The following is a 17012-nucleotide window of genomic DNA, read 5'->3' as shown; positions in this document are numbered from 1 at the left end:
CCCTCCTAACCTATAGTTCCTTTTAATTCAAGGTTAATTAAATTATTCATTTCAACAGAGTATTCAAGAGGCAATGCCTTTGATACTGGTTCAACGAAGCCTCTAACAACCATGGCATTGGCTTCCTCTTCAGAAATCCCCCTACTCATTAAGTAGAAGATTGTTTCGTCAGAAATTCTACCAATCTTTGCCTCATGTCCTATGTCTACATCGTCATTTTCTATTATGATTGCAGGGATGGTATCTGCTCTGGATTCATTGTCAAGCATTAGTGACTCACAGTTTGTTGTTGCCTTTGATCCATGTGCATTTTTTGCAATGTGAAGAAGCCCTCTGTAGATGGCGTTACCTCCACCTTTAGAAATGGACTTAGTATTAGTGTTTGAAGTTGTATTTGGTGCTGCATGAACAACCTTAGTTCCTGTGTCAAGGTCTTGCTTGCCTGAAGCAAATGTAACTCCAGTAAATTCACTATGAGCGTGTTCTCCTCTCAATATACTCATTGGGTATAGATAGGATACTCTGGAACCAAATGAACCACTAACCCATTCGATGGTACCGTCTTTGTCAACAACTGCTCTCTTAGTGTTTAAGTTGTACATGTTCTTTGACCAGTTTTCAATTGTTGAATATCTTAAATATGCACCTTCTTTAACATGAAGCTCTACAGCTCCTGCATGAAGGTTATTTACATTGTACTTAGGCGCAGAGCAACCTTCGATAAAGTGACACCATGCACCTTTTTCAACTATTATAAGCGTGTGTTCAAACTGTCCTGTTCCAGGAGCGTTTTGTCTAAAGTATGATTGGATTGGAATATCCACATGAACTCCTTCAGGAACGTACACAAATGAACCCCCAGACCACACAGCTCCATGTAGGGCAGCGTATTTGTGATCAGTTGGTGGTATAAGCTTCATAAAATATTCTTTTACAATTTCTGGATACTCTTTTACAGCTGTATCAAAATCTGTATAGATAACACCTTGGTCAGTTAAATTCTTTTGAATACTGTGAAAAACAACTTCAGAGTCGTATTGTGCTCCAACTCCCGCAAGTGATTTTTGGTCAGCTTCAACAAGACCAAGTTCATCAAAAGTATTTTTTATATCATCAGGAACATCATCCCAAGAATAACTCAAGTCAGAATCAGGTCTTACATAGGTTATAATATCCTCTACATTTAAATCGGAAATGTCCGCACCCCATGGTGGGTTTTCAAGTTTTTTATAGATTTCAAGTGATTTCAATCTAAACTCGAGCATCCACTCTGGTTCATTCTTTTGAGCAGAGATTTCACGAATAATTTCTTCTGTAAGTCCAGCCCTTGTCTTATATCTATAATTAAAGTCGTTCTTTCTGTCTAATAACTCTCTATTGAAATCATCAATCTGAGTTCTTTCCCTTTTAGGCATTAAATCACGTCCTTCTTGTATGCGTCAAATCCATTTTTATCTATGTCGTGGGCAATCGACATGTCCCCAGACTTAACTATTTCTCCATCCACAAATACGTGAACAAAATCCGGAGAAATCTTTTCTAAAAGTCTGATTTGATGTGTTATTATTACAATTGCATTTTCTTCATTGTGGAAGTCATTAATTCCTTGAGAAACTATTCTTATTGCATCAACATCAAGACCTGAATCAGTCTCATCTAAAAATGCAAGGGTCGGATTTAGAACTTTTAGTTGAAGAATTTCATTTTTCTTTCTCTCTCCACCGGAAAAACCTACATTTAAATATCTTTGTGCATAACTTGGATCTATTTCAAGACTTTCCATTTGTTTTTTAAGTTCTTTATTAAAAGCCAAAATCTTTTGCTTTTCTCCTGTTATTTCAGTCTTTGCAGTCTTTAAAAAGTTTTCAACTGAAATCCCAGGAACTTCAATAGGCGCTTGGAAAGACATAAAGATTCCTTCCCTTGCTCTTTCATCTACTGCAAGGTCATTAATTCTCTTTCCATTGTAATAAATTTCACCATCAGTTATTTCATATTTAGGATTTCCCATTATGCAGTTTGCAAAAGTTGTCTTACCTGCACCATTAGGACCCATGAAGACATGTATCTCTCCCTTATTTATAGTTAAATCAATTCCCTTAAGAATATGATTGTCTTCTACCTTAGCATTTAAATTTTTTACTTTCAGTAGTTCTGTCATAAAAAACCTCCTTATCCTACCACTTTAGTAGGCTATATCGTCAAAGTTATACGTTAAATACCTCAATTTCAATTATATTACATTTCTCAAAAATAAAAAAGGTGTAAATCGAAATTATCAAACAATAATTTTTATTTTACCAAAAAATTCCTAATTTTGGAAATTAAATAAAGAGAACCTGTTAATATAACCGGATTTCCTTCTCCATCTTCAATTGCCATTTTAATTGCTTCAATAGGATCTTCAAAACCTAATACATTTGAAACCCCAAAGTCCTTTAAAGTTTCTACTGCATCATCTACCGGAAGTTTTCTTCCTTCGAAAGGAACTTCAGTCAAATAAAAATCGCAGTTTAATTTTGCCAATTTCTTATAAATCTTTTTATATTCCTTGTCCTTTAATACCCCGACAACTAAATTGAATTTCTCAGATATGTTTTTTTCAACAAAAGAAACAAATCCATCTACTCCGTCTTCGTTGTGTGCACCATCCAACAAGATATCAACATCTTTATATTTAATCCACTCAAGTCTACCAGGTACAAACGCTTTTGAAAGACCATTTATAATAGAAGCACTTTTAATACTATACCCAAATTCTTCATTTAAAATCTCTATTGCTTCAATAGCCATAATAGAATTATAAATTTGATTTTCTCCAGCCATCTTAATATAAATATTATCTAAATTCTTATAGGAGTAGCTTGAACAAACCCTATCGATATTTAAATTTTTGATGTCACTAAAATTAGGAGAAGTTACCTTTGCCTTTAGTGCCATTGCTTTTTGATTTATAATTTTAACTGCATTTATTGGAATAGGATATGCCAGTACTCGGTCTCCCACTTGAATAATCCCCGCCTTTTGCTCTGCAATCTCTTCAATGGAATTACCAAGTACCCCTAAGTGATCAAGTCCTATATGAGTTATTACATCTAAGACTTTCTTCTTAAAGACATTGGTACTGTCTAAAGTGCCACCAAGACCAACTTCAAAAATTGCCATGTCCACTTTAATAGATTTGAAATGTTCAATAGCGACAATAGTTGAAGCTTCAAAAAATGAAAGAAAATTTTCGTTATCAAATTTGTTCTTCCAATTTTTTAAAATATTTAAAAGCCTTTCTGCATATTCTCTATAACTTATATATCCCCTTGAGGTTTTTATTGATTCAGTATCTGATATTATCGATGGACTTGAAAAAAAACCTATATTTAGATTTTCCTCTTCTAAAATAGATTTTATAAAAGTTCCCGTAGAACCCTTCCCATTTGTCCCTGCAATGTGAATTACTTTTAAGTCGTCCTGTGGATTTTTCAAAAATTCTAAGTAACTTTTAATTCTATCCAAGGACAAATCCATTCCAGGTCTTGGCCAGTTGTTTTTTATATAAAAATAAATCTCTTCCCAATTTGAATTTGGTTCAGGATTTAATTCAAAAATATCTTTCATTTTTTATCCCGCCTTGCTAATGTATTTTTAATTATATCATATAAATGATACCCAAATTCATTATTATCTTTTTTATTTGAAAAGCTTAAAACATCTAAAAATATACATGTATTTAAAAAGTATGATTCCTTTTGATTTAAAAGAAAAACTTATACTTAAATCGAAAGTTTTGATTTAAGTATAAGCTTTATCAAAATATAAAAATGTATTCTTCAACTTCTGAAGATTGACTCAAAGTTCATTTTGACAGTTTTAAGTAGCTCCTGAGTCAATCTTTGAATATCTTCTCCAAGTATTAAACCATGAGGATATTTAAAGCTGTCATTCCAGATATAGTTAAATGTTTTTGTATCTATAGTTTTTATTTTACCAATTTGAAACGCATAGATTTCAACTTCAGCTTCTATTAACTTTTTTACTATATCTTTAGTTGCTCCAGGAAATGTAGATGCTCCGTCGGTAATTTCAAATATTATTTTATATTCTTTCTTATCTACAATTCTCTGCTTTTGATATGGACTTATGTCTTTGTATATATTTCTAAGACATGCTGCATCGTCTGTTGTTCCATCACTTGCATCTAATTTTGTAATGGAGGATATTATTTCACTTCTTGCTTTTTCATTAGTGTCATCAAATCTTTTTAATTTGTAATGTGACTTTCCGAAAAACCAAGTTTCAGTTAAAAGTTCTATATTTTGATTAGTTTTATTAGCTTCAACTTGTAAATATTCGTTGAAATCCTCTATTGATAACAGAATCGCTACCAACGTCCTTCTTGTAGCATCAATTTTCTCTTTATCCATAGAACCAGAATTGTCTAATAAAAAAGAAATTTCTATTTTTTCTGGCAATAATTTGTTTTGTGATTCAAGAATATTTTTATCAAATATTTTAAGTGTTTTGTAATTACCTTTTTTTTCATCCTCTTTAAATTCAGTATAATTATATATCAAATCACTTACATTTAGTTTGCCCTTTGGCTGCCCTCCCTTTTCTACATTAATTTCTTTTTTTGAATATCCTATTAGTTTTTTCCAAAATTCCTTCATTTCTTCTCTTTGATTTTTTGTTTTATCTACATAAAATTTAAATAGTTCTATTTCTTCTTTACTTAATCCATGAGAATCTACAATCTTATTTTTAAACTCTTCTTGTGAAGGTGCAATATTAAGTTCTTGTTTTAGAATCTCTCCCAAAGTTTTTTCCACATCTTCTCTATTGGATTCCAATTTGTTCTTGGTGTCTTGCTTTTTTTCTTCTTCAAATAGCTTGCCTTCCTCATCACTATTTTCACTTGCATCCATACCGTCTATCTCTCTTAACCAATACTTTTTAAAGGATGGATAAATAAATGCTTTTACAAAGGGATCTCTCTTATTTATTCCCTCATCTTGATTGATTTGCTTTAAAAGTTCAGAGTTAAAAAAAGTATATATTGATTTGGATAGAATTTTTTCATCAAATTTTTGCTTAATCTTATTACTTATTTTTTCATCATCTGAATAAAGAGTTAAAGCAAAAAAACTCTTAGTAAATCCATGATGAGGAAAAGAGAAAAATATTTCGTTCAATAATTTTGTTTTCTTCATATAGTCTTTTATTTTTTTTATCTCTTCCTCATCTCTATATACGGGACATGTTTCAAATACCCTTAATACGCTTGTGTACTTGTCTATTTGAAATAAAAAATCTAAAATCTCTTTTTTTACATATCCTCTAATAAATTTCTCATCTGGTTTACTGCCTTTAGAAATTTCATCTATCTTTTTTGAAATATAAAAAGTTATTTCATCTATTTCTAAGCCCCAGTCTTTTTCTCTATTCAAATAGGTTATAGCGTTTTCTTTCCAATCAGGATAAAGTGCCATTTCATAGTAAATATGCCATAAAATTTCATTATAATCTAAATTTGATTCAAGAAAGGTTGACAGAGGTAAATATAAAACACCTTCTTTTGGCTTAAACAAAAATTTTTCTAAACTTTTTGATCCTATATATCTAATGCTTGGATCTCTTGTAAAAGTTGAAAGGGATTCTTTCTGTCTATCTAAAAACATTTTAAGATTTTTTTGAGCTTCTTCTTTTAAAATATTTTCATCAAAAGATTTCTCGTTAAATTTAAACATGATTCGCCCCCATTATCTATATAGATTTAGATTATGAAGTTTTTCAATTGAATCTAATCTATCCACATCTACAACATAAAAATTTCCATATAAATCTACTGCTAAATAATTTGAGTGTTTAGTTGCCAGTAAATTTACAAAAAACTTTTCGGATAATGTAACTTTTTTATTTAAACTCCAATTTCCCAAATTTTCTTCAAGAAGATATACAAAACCATCTTCACTTAAAACTACACAAGTACCATTTTTACTTTCAATATCAAATAAATTTCCTTTAAAGTCTTTGTTTTCTAAATTTACTGTCTTTCTTTGTTTTAAGTTGTATAAGGAAAAGCTTCCTTCGTTACCTAAAGCTACACAGATATTTTTATCAAGATTTTCATTTTCCAGTAAAGATACTTTCTTAATTGGCACGTTTAAAACTTTAACTTTTTCTTCTATATTAATTTTACCATCTTCAAGCTTTGATAAAATTAGTTCTCCACTACTTGTCCCTGCCACAAATTCTAATTCAGAAATCTTTTCAAGTGAATTTATTTCACTATATCCTTCTAATAAATTAGTATAAGACTTTATTTCTAAACTATAACTTTCTTTTTCAATTTCCAATAAAATAATTTCACTCTTCCCAACTTGACATAAAAATCTATTATCATTTAAATTAATAACATTTTCAAACCCTTCAAAAGATGTTTCAATTTTAGTGATTTTAAGATTATTGATATCTTCAAATAAATCGTTAATATCTTTATACATAAACACAAATATATCGCCTGTTGCAGTAAATGCCAATATTTTTTCTTCATCGAATGGATGCATAAAAACTATAAATTTATAAAAGTTTTTAACAGGATGACTAATCTCCAATTCATGCTTATCCTCTTTTGCAATTCTTAAAAACATAACATTTTGATTATAATCTGGAATGATAAATGTATCTTCAGAAATTCTTGCATAAGCTTTAAGATACGTATCCATTTTGTAAGTTCCATTTAGCTTTATAGGATTCAAATTTATTTTTGTGTCATAAATGTCATAAGCATAAATCCTATAATATATTAAAAGCTGATTAAGAATTAATTTTTCATCCTCTTCTAAGTCTAATAATTTTTCTTTAAAATCGTCTTTAAGATATCCTTCTTTTAAAGTATTATTTAAATCTTTTCGTAACTTTATTAAATTGTCATTGAATTTTTTTATATTTACTGAGAATTTCATTTCTTATTATTTTCCATATCCGTTAAATAGTCCAAAAGATATTTTGAATGTTCAAGGCGATTCAATCTTTCGTCCAATTCTTCATATTCTTCTATTGAAATTTTATCTTCTTTGCTATTAATTTTTTCTAAAAAATCAGGAAATTTCTTTCTATCTGGCATTGGCCCAAATATAATTTTTATGACATCTAAATAGCTTAAAGTTTCAATTTCTGCTCTGTTGTATACATATGGTCTAATTCTTAACTCGTCATACTCTTGAACTGAATTTTTAATATTTTTATTATTTATATCCCATCCTTCAGATTCTTTAAAAAAACCAAATCTTACAGCTTGTGACAGAATATATGCTTGATCTTTTGGATTTGTAATCGAACTTATAAACCCATCCCATAAAGCCATACTTAGATCTTTTTCTTCACCCAAATTCCAGTTGTCTATTATTCTTAAAATATTTCTTAAAGATAGAACTGACTCTTTTAGTTCTGGAACATCTTGAGATGAATTTTCATCATTATCAGAAATTAACTTTTCCATAAATACATTTTGAGTTACTTTGGATAATTGAGCCAACCTGAATAGTTCTTCTAAAGTTCTTCTTGGAGTCGGTATATTTAAACTTCCATTATCATCCGCTAATCTAACTATGATTATTCTAAAGAGTTCATTTTCTTCAGGATTTGTTTGATTTTTTAAAGATCCTACTGTATTTTGATTTACATAATTATATTCAATAGTTAGAAAACGAGATTTAAATGCAGGATTAAGTTCATTTGTTCCTTCATAATTTACAGATTCCGTTGATAAGTTGCCAGTACCTATAAGACCAAATCCTTTTTCGATTTTTACAGGTCCCACTCCTGTAACATATGCCATAGACCCAATTTTACTTTGTAAAATATCGTTTAGACCTATTAAATTTTGCATCGCAATTGTATTTATCTCATCTATTATTACTGGTCTTCCACGTTTTACAGCCAGTAATAATTCTCTTTCGATTTTTTTCACAACAGTTCCGTATACACTATTTCTTGCAATAAATATTTCTGATATACTGTCCCAAACTTTGCTTTTTACCAATTCCTGTTTTTGCTTATCTAAAACTTTTAATTCTTTTTCATGAAATTTTATCCAAGTTAAATACTGATCTACTACTTTATCTATTAACTCCACATCAGTTTTATTAACAGAGGCTTTTTCTAAAGATAATGTTTTTTCCACAAACATATCTTCATAAGTTAAATTATACGAACCTGATATAAAATATGGATAGATGTTTTCAACCTCATTTTGACTCACATCTTTCAGTGCTTTTTTATAATAATTTTTCCTATCTTCATTTAACTCTTTAAACTTTTGTATAGCTTCCTCTTCACTTGCACCTTTGTTTTTTAAAAACCACTTTTCTATTTCGTCTTCTATTTCTCTTTGAATTATATTTCCCAATGTAAATTGTATTGCAGCCTCTCTTGCTATTTGTGTTTTGCCACTGCCTAAATGACCTATTATATATACAGGGGTTCCTTTTTTTAAAGATTCTACAATTCTTTTCTTTGAATCTAAAACATATTTTACATTTACCAAACCATTGTTGTAACCAGTTTGAATGTCTTTAATAAGTTGTCGGTGATAATAAAATTCCCAAGCATCCGGAGAACTTTTGATTATTTCATTTAATTTTCTATAATACTCTTCAATTTTACTTATTCTATACCTTGTTTGATAATTACTTGTATAAGAATTACTATTATAATTGTTTCGACTTTGATTTCTTTCAAATTCTAAAAAAAACTTTTCATAATCAATCAGATTTTCTAATTCTTCAATAATCTTTCTTTGTTTGTTTTGTTCTACTTTTAGATAATTTTCATATTTTTTTATTATGGATTTATCTTTTGTTGTAATTTTTTCCCTGGTTTTGTCTTTTCGAAAAGTATTAAAAAATTCTCTTGATTGACCCATTTTATTTTCATTTTCTAAAGTTTCAACTCTCAAAGCATCTTCATATAGCTCTTGAATTTCTTCTAAAGAAGGTATGGCTTCATTATTCAAATTCTTTTTCATTATGACAGTCCCCCTTTATCGAGATTAAAAAATATTGGGGCGATAATTCAACCGTCCCAATATTTTATAACTAATATCAATAGTTAAATTATATTAAATTCTTTCAACATCTCTTCTACATCTGTTCCTTTTATAACCTTTGCTAATTTCATCTTTTGTAGTGGGCTAAGAGGAAGATCTGGTTTTTTACCATCTGATAAAGCTACCATTCCATTTAAAAGATATCTCAAATCATATCTTGATGCAAAAACCTCTGGAACTGCTTTTTCTACACCACAAAGTACATAAACTGCTTCCATGGCTGTTCTACCAGAGTATTCAGTAGTAAATACTGTATCTCTACCTGGTTTATCAAGAGTTTCAGCAAATTGACCTAAGAATGCAAAGTTTACTCCACCTTTAGGAACAACAAAAGGTCTGTCTCCAGCCTTTCTTGGCATAAATTGAGAAGTAATATATGGCATCATAACTGGTACAGCTGTACATGTTTCAGCAAGTGAATCAATTTCATTTACAGGTACACCTATGTGATATAGCCATTCCTTAGTGATTTCTTTTCCTGTACAATCTCTCATTTTCTTTTTGATATAGTCACCTTCAATATCTGTAAATAGACCATAAACCCAAACACAAACATCATTTTCAGGTTGTTCAGGATATTGTCCTTGTCTATTTATTGTCCAAGACATAAGCCAGCTTGAATCTACACAAGTTACTATACCACCTGTTACAGTCTTTCCACCATAAGGACTTCTCTTTGTTATTTTTTCAATATATTTTGGAACTGATTCATCGTGACAAGTTACTGTACAAGACTCCCAGTTACTTTTCTCTACATCTGAGCAGAATACTTCAGGGTTACCAAAGTCATCAGATTTTTTAGCAATGTTTTTCCACATTTCCCAGCAACCAGTTTGTTCATCACTAAGTTCAGCCGGAGTATTATCATCACCATAACTTGAGTTTTCAGTCATAGAGCCATTTGTAATAAACAATAGGTCATTTTCTGTTAAATCAATTGACTTATCATTTCCATTTTTATCTTCAGCAATAATTTTTGTTGCAACTTTCTTATTTTCTGAAATATCAAAGTCAACATCAGTTACCTTAAAATTATATTGGAATTTACATCCGTGATTTTCAAGATATTTAACCATAGGTTTTACAATTGAATTATATTGATCATATCTTGTAAATCTCAAAGCAGATAAATTTGTAAGACCTCCAACATGGTGAATAAAACGATTTAAATAAAGTTTCATTTCCAAAGCTGAATGCCAATTTTCAAATGCAAACATCGTTCTCCAATAAGTCCAGAAGTCTGAGTTTAAAAGTCCATCTGAAAAAATATCTTCGATTGCTTTATCTTCAAGACTTTCGTCGCTTGTCATACAAAGAGTTGCAATCTCTTTAACTTGACTTTGAGTTAAATTAAATTTTCCATCATCATAACGTTCTCCTTGTTTGTGGGTAATACGACAATTACTGTAGTTTGGATCATCATAATTTGTATAGAAATATGAGTCTAATATACTCATTTCTGGATCTTCAAGACTTGGAATTGAACTCCAAATATCCCATAGACATTCGAAGTGAGCACCTGTTTCTCTTCCTCCACGTGCAACATATCCTCTTGTATCCATATATTCTCCGTCTAAGGATCCACCCGGAATATCCATTTGTTCTAAGAAGGTAATCTTCTTTCCTTCCATATGAGCATCTCTAATTAAAAAACAAGCAGCTGTTAAAGATGCAATACCAGTTCCAACAAGGTATGCTGATTTTTCTTCAATTCCTTGAGGTTTTCTCGCTTTAACAAGTCTTTGAAAATCTCCGTTAGTAAGTTTTAATCTTTTGTCATAAGTTTTTAATTCCATTTTTTCCTCCTTGATAGTTCAATTACTTCCTTACAATATTAATTAAAACACTGTTCAAAGGTGATTTCATCTATCAAATGAGGACATCTGGGTTATTTTTACTCAATTTTTAAATTTTGAGTAACGTTTTCTAATTTTTCACTTCTCTCTAAAGACAATAAAATATTTCCGTCCATCAACTTACCAATCCTATTGGTCATTTCTACAGGATCAGTCTTCATATCTGTAGCTACCCATTGTATTAAGGAGCTACTTAACGCACACTGGTAAAAATAAGCTATTAGTTTTATATCAATCTCTTTTGCATCTGTACTTTTAGCTACACGATTTACATATTTATTCATTATCTCTCCTGCCATGGAAAAAACATATTTTTCCACATCATCTTTATAATCTGACTGATACATATGCTTTATAGCTTTCTTGTTTTCAAGTATAAATTTAGCCGCCAAAATAAAACTGTCCTCCCATGACAAAGTTTCATTAAATTCTTCAATTACAACTGTAAGTTCTTCGTCAAATATTTCTTTAATTAATTCTGTCAAGTTTTCGTAATGATAGTAAAAAGTCTTTCTTTCTATATTACACTTTTTAGCCAGTTCAGTTACTGTTACATTATGAAGAGATTTTTTATTTAAGAGATTTATAAATTCTTTACGTATTAAATTCTTGGTATAAGCTTTTGCCATATCTTTAGCACTTCCTTTAATAATTAACTACGTTATATTTTAAAACTTTAACTTGTAGACAGTCTATCGTTATATCTGATTACATTTACATAGACCAAGTCTAAGGAGTTTTTATTTCTTAAGATAGTTTGTAATAAATATACCCAATAAAAGCTATGCATAAAGATTTTAAATCAACAATTAAATGAAATCTTTTTACTTATATTTTTACATTACAAAAATTACCATCCAAAGATTACATCAACAGATAATATTTCACATTACAATTGATTTAGAATTTGTAACTTTAAAATTTCTCGAATTATAAAGGATTTTTATTTTTATGAAAACTAAAATAACAAAAAGAACATTTATAAAAAAATCGAAATCAAAAAAACAAAAAGAATTTATCTTTCCCATATCAAGATTTTAGGACTTTAGCCACAGCTCCTTTAGACTTAAAAAATAGAATTCAAAAAAGGAATCCGAAGATTCCTTTTTCTCTACTTTTCTATTGATTTTAAAGTGTTTCTTACACTTTGTCCAACTGATGTTGAACCACCAACTATTGTTATTTCTTCTAATTCTTTTTCTTCTAAGAATTTTACAGCATCTCTCTTGATTTCATTGCTCTTAACAAGTATCATTGGAGCTTTTTTATTGATTCCAATAACTGCGCCTGTTAATGAGTCTGGGAAATCTTGTCCATTTGAAACTACTGCAAACTTAGTATCATTAAAGAATTTCTTTGCAATTTCTAAGGATGTGTCATATCTGTCAGAACCTTTTACTCTTGTAACATCAAGTTTCATATCCTTTAATTCTTTTTCAAGTTTTTCTGAAACTGATGATGTTCCACCAACGATAATAACATTCTTTGCATCTTTTAATACTGACTTATCAATAGTATTACCAGTTGTAAGGATAATACCATATCCTTTTATTCCTGCATATGGTGCTATTGAAAGTGCGTCTGCAAAGTTTTCTCCATTTGCAATGATAATATTTTCCTTATCTTTTATCTTTTCATTGAATAGCTTGATTGCTGTTTCATATCTGGTCTTACCTGATATTCTTTCAACTTTTAATCCCTTATCCTTTAATACTTTTAGTACGCTTTCAGGAATAAGTGAAGTACCACCAACTACAACTACATTTTCTGCTCCAAGTCTTTCAATTTCTTTTAAAACTTCTGGAGTTATTGCGTTGTCTGAAGTTAATAGTATTGGTGCCTTAGCAAGTCCTGCATAAGTTGATGCTGCAAGTGCATCTGGGAAGTTCTTTCCTGATGCAAGTATTACAGTGTCAGCTTTTTCAAATGTGTTCTTGCTTACTTCAACTGATGTTTGATATCTGTCCTTGCCAAATACTTCTGTAGTTTTTACAAATTCTTTTTTTGGTTTTTCATCTGATGGCTTATCAGGTGTTCCTGGTACAGATGGATCAGTTGGTTTTGTAGGATCTGTAGGATCAGTAACTTCACATTTTAATGGATTTACAGTTTTTGTTACTTCTGCTTCAAATCCATGGTCATCATTTACTACAAATCTAAATACATTGTCTCCTTCATGAAGGTTGTAAACAACTTCAAATGTTTCATTAACTGGTCTACCCTTAAGTGTTCCCCAAGAGTTATCAATTTGCTTTACAGCTTCTACAGTGTTATTTCCATCTCTGAAAAGAACTGTGTTTGTGTACCAGTAATTATCTGTTACCTTAATTGTAAATTTAACCTTGTTTCCTTCAAGACATTCTGTCTTTAAGATTTCAATTGTAGGTTTTTCAGTATCATTTAATAGGTCTAATACAGCACCGTGAGTTTGTCCGTCCTTTGTTGTTACTGTTGCTTTTATCTTAGCATGTCCAAGTGTAACTATGTCAAAGTTTGCCTTAAATTCAAATCTCTTATTAACTTCATCCCAGAAAACTGCTGCCTTAATAGGCTTTCCAATAGGTTTGTCAGTTTCAGGATCATATTCTTGAACCATAACTGTAGGATCTTGATCTTTTGGTACATTTAAAACCAATCCTTTAAGTTCAACATCTCCTCTTGTGTAACCTAAAACTCCTGGTTCTGTAAAGACAATTCTCATTTCGCCTTCGCTTCCTGGTTCTTCAGGTTCAGTTGGTTCTGTTGGGTCAGTTGGTTCTGTCGGTTCTGTCGGTTCTGTTTCACCTTTTTGAATTTCATACCATGCATAGTTCCAAACGCCGTCTTCTGCACATAGTGAAACATCTTTTCCTTTAAATTCTTCAGGAATTGTAAATGAAATTTCTCCTGTTTCTGGATTATATTGTGCACCAATCTTCATTCCATCTTTTGTAAGTTCGCCCCAGCTAAAGATACCATAATCTATATTTTGATCTTTTTCAGGTCCTGGAGTTCTTAACCAAATATGATAAACTCCTGAAAGATTGTCAGTAATCTTTGCAGTTACCTTTCCAGTATTTTCATCTACTTTAACATCTGTAATTTCTGGCCAATGATAGTCTCCCACTACAGGATATGACTTGGTTTGTACTTTGTCTTTGTAATTTAACTTACTCTTGATAATCATGTTGTATACTTGACCTTCTGGAACAAGTTCTCCATTAAGCTTTCCATCCCATGGATCGAAGGCTCTTAAAGGATCGTTATTTTGGTCAACTCTACTTATCTTTGAGAAAAGTCCTACACTTAGTAGCTTAAAGATTTCATTTTCATTATGATCTGCTACAAATATATCAAGACCATTTAAGTTTCTTATTGGAGAAAGCACTGGAACAACTCCTGTTTCAGGTCCAAAGTATACAACTTTTGTTTCTTCGCCTTCACCATCAGTTACCATACCGTTAGCGTCTATCTTTTCAACACCTGATGGAAGATATGGTCCACTATTCCATCCATTTACTTCAAAGTTGTTAAAACCAAATCCAGCCATACCAATTTCCCATGGTTCGTCATATTGGAAGAAACCGTCTTGTGCGTCAAGAGCAGTCCAATCTCCATTAAAGCCCATATATGGAACTGATAATGTTGGTTCTACAGCTTTAGCATCTTTAAGAGTGATGTATCCAGTTACAAATTGGTTTTCTCCAACGTCTGCTGGATTATAAGATACACTAAGTTCTACAGTTTTATTTCCACTTGCTGGTACTGTAACACTCTTATCACCACTAACATTTACATTTATTTCTTCTGTGGTTTCGTTAAGGTAGTTAATTCCTGTCTTAGGATCTTGAACTACACCTTCTTTAAGTCCGACAACTGAAATATTATAAGTTACTTCTCTATTGCTGTCGTTCTTTAATTCTAATTTTGCTTTAAATGAACCATTAACTTCTTGTAGATTTAATTTTGCATCTACTAATTCGTCATTTGTTCCTGTTGCATATACTCTTACAGGTGTCTTTATGGCATTACCTACGTTCATCATACCTGCACCTTGTCTGTTTACAGAGTAATAATCTCCTTCTGGAGACTTTTGAGGAACTGCAGCGTTCATAAGTCTTGTCTTAGCAATTTGAGCAAATGTTGCTCTGTTATACATTGCGCTTGCATTTAAACCAGCTTTTTCAGGATTCATAAGAGCTTGCTTTACAAGTCCTACTGCACCAGCAACATGAGGTGTTGCCATTGATGTACCACTCATTGTTGTGTACTGGTTATCATTTTGAGTTGAGTAGATTTGTCCACCAGGAGCTGTTATTTCTGGTTTTAATCTTAGGTCAGAAGTTGGTCCCCAGGTTGAGAAAGTACTCATTCTCTTTGCACTAATATTATCTACCTTTCCTATTGCAGCTATTTCAACAGTTTGCTTTCCGCTTTCTAAAGCTTCAACTAACTTCATACCATTAGTATGTCCTATAAAGATAACTGGAATATCTACTGGAAGGTCGATGAGCATATTCATTAACTCATCTCCACCATTTTCATGATTAAAGATGATAATACCTTTAGCTCCATGTGCCACAGCTAAGTTTTTCTTTTCAGTAAAAGAGTTATCTCCTCTTTGTACAAGAACAATTTTACCTTCTGCGTCTTTACCTTCGTAATCTGTATCACTTTTTCCAAGTCCAACATATACATATTCTTCATTTAAAGGAAGTTTTTTATTTGCATCTGTATCAAAGATGGACCCAGCCATGTCTTCACCATTAAAAACTACTTTTGATCCAATTTTATTAGTGTTTTCAAAAGAAGCTACAGTAAGTGGATTTTCGTAAAGTGCAGGTGTACCAAGTACTCCAAGGTCTGGGTTTGTAGTTTTGTTAAATCCTGTACCTGCAGCTGAGTTAGCGTCATTACCACCAGCAAGACAAACAAGGATTCCTCCTTCTTCCGCTTTTATTAGAGCTTCTTCTTCTACAGCATAAGATCCCTTATCATAAGGTCTTACAGGCCATCCAAGTGACATGTTAATAGCATCTGCTCCAAGTAAAATGGAATCTTCAATTGCTTTAATATAAGTATCAGAAAAAACAGTGCTGTTGTTAAGGTCGTCTCCAAAGACTTTCATTCCAAGAATTTGAGCTTCAGGTGCAACCCCTTTGATTCCTCCATCTTTAACACTAACATCATCAATTTTTGCATTTGCAGCTACAGTACCTGCAACGTGTTGTCCGTGTTGTCCACCATCTTTATGTTCTTTAACATTTGTGTCAAGATCTTGATAGTCATAGATATATGGGAACTTAGCATTTCCATAAATACCTTCAAGAGGTCTTGGTCTGCTTTGAGAAGCTTGTATTATTTCATTAACCTTTGCTTCACTAAGTGCAACTTTTGACTCATCAGTTATGTTAAAATCTTTATGATTGATATCAAAACCAGAGTCGATGATTGAAATAACAGAGCCTTCACCCTTGAATCCCAATTCTCCACCCCAAACATCTTGAACAATGTTTACAAGATCTTTAGAAGTGTTCATAAGTACTTTAGGTTTTTCATATTCTCTTGCGATGTAAACTCTTGCTACTTCTTCCTGTTTAGCAAGTTTTTCTACATCTTTAGCTTTAAGTTCTGCAGAAAATCCGTTAAGGGCAATTGTAAAGCTGTCCAGCTTTTTCATTTCAACGCCGTCATCTTTAGCTTTTTCTGTAACCTTTTCCTGTTCAGAATTTAAAGCCTTTGCCATCTTACCAATTCTCTTTGTAGACATGGTAGAAACTGACTTCTTTTCTTTAATAGCTTTGTCTAATACTGAATCAGACTTTAGTTCAACAATGACTCTAACTTTTTCTTCATCTTTAGTTTTCTTAATGTCCGAGTCAATCTTTCTTTCGGCAGGTTCTTCAGCTTTTTTTGTTTCACTAAATCTTCTGCCGAAATCCTTTTCATCCTTTTGAGCGAAACTTACTGTTCCTGCAAATGTTGAAAATATCATTGCAAATGCAAGAATATAAGATGTCACTCTTTTAAAATGAGTTTTCAAAAAATGCACATCCTTTCTTAAAATTTCTTCT

At 31.3% G+C, this 17012-nt stretch carries 9 protein-coding genes; all 9 read right to left on the bottom strand.

What is annotated here, in order from left to right:
* Window positions 1-5: 5 nt before the first annotated feature.
* The 9 genes from sufB to BN2746_RS09225 all read right to left on the bottom strand — a co-directional run bounded on the left by sufB (window position 6) and on the right by BN2746_RS09225 (window position 16981).
* Window positions 6-1415 (bottom strand): Fe-S cluster assembly protein SufB, encoded by a 1410-nt coding sequence (sufB, locus tag BN2746_RS02915; protein ID WP_055078345.1) that lies wholly within the window; start codon window positions 1413-1415, stop codon window positions 6-8.
* Window positions 1415-2161 (bottom strand): Fe-S cluster assembly ATPase SufC, encoded by a 747-nt coding sequence (gene sufC / locus BN2746_RS02910; protein ID WP_055078344.1) that lies wholly within the window; start codon window positions 2159-2161, stop codon window positions 1415-1417. Before sufC ends, sufB begins: the two co-directional genes overlap by 1 nt.
* A 131-nt stretch (window positions 2162-2292) precedes the next feature.
* Window positions 2293-3612 (bottom strand): bifunctional folylpolyglutamate synthase/dihydrofolate synthase, encoded by a 1320-nt coding sequence (locus BN2746_RS02905; RefSeq protein ID WP_055078343.1) that lies wholly within the window; start codon window positions 3610-3612, stop codon window positions 2293-2295.
* A 212-nt stretch (window positions 3613-3824) separates the two neighbouring features.
* The gene (locus BN2746_RS02900; RefSeq protein ID WP_055078342.1) at window positions 3825-5741 is read right to left on the bottom strand and encodes a vWA domain-containing protein; all 1917 of its coding nucleotides are present in this window, start codon (window positions 5739-5741) and stop codon (window positions 3825-3827) included.
* A 12-nt stretch (window positions 5742-5753) separates the two neighbouring features.
* Window positions 5754-6959, bottom strand: a complete 1206-nt coding sequence (locus BN2746_RS02895; protein WP_055078341.1) for a hypothetical protein — start codon at window positions 6957-6959, stop codon at window positions 5754-5756.
* The gene (locus tag BN2746_RS02890; RefSeq protein WP_055078340.1) at window positions 6956-9022 is read right to left on the bottom strand and encodes a P-loop NTPase family protein; all 2067 of its coding nucleotides are present in this window, start codon (window positions 9020-9022) and stop codon (window positions 6956-6958) included. The genes BN2746_RS02895 and BN2746_RS02890 overlap by 4 nt, the downstream gene beginning before the upstream one ends.
* 83 nt (window positions 9023-9105) lie before the next feature.
* Window positions 9106-10899 (bottom strand): oleate hydratase, encoded by a 1794-nt coding sequence (locus BN2746_RS02885; RefSeq protein ID WP_055078339.1) that lies wholly within the window; start codon window positions 10897-10899, stop codon window positions 9106-9108.
* A 98-nt stretch (window positions 10900-10997) separates the two neighbouring features.
* On the bottom strand, window positions 10998-11588 hold the full coding sequence (locus BN2746_RS02880; protein ID WP_055078338.1) for a TetR/AcrR family transcriptional regulator: 591 nt from the start codon (window positions 11586-11588) through the stop codon (window positions 10998-11000).
* 482 nt (window positions 11589-12070) lie between these two features.
* A complete protein-coding gene (locus tag BN2746_RS09225; protein ID WP_055078337.1) occupies window positions 12071-16981 on the bottom strand; it encodes a cell wall-binding repeat-containing protein in 4911 nt (1636 codons plus the stop codon).
* Window positions 16982-17012 lie beyond the last annotated feature (31 nt).

Source organism: Lagierella massiliensis, from assembly GCF_001407835.1.
Lineage (GTDB): Bacteria > Bacillota > Clostridia > Tissierellales > Peptoniphilaceae > Mediannikoviicoccus > Mediannikoviicoccus massiliensis.
Note: the sequence above shows the minus strand (reverse complement) of the source record. Positions and strands in the feature narration are given on the sequence as shown.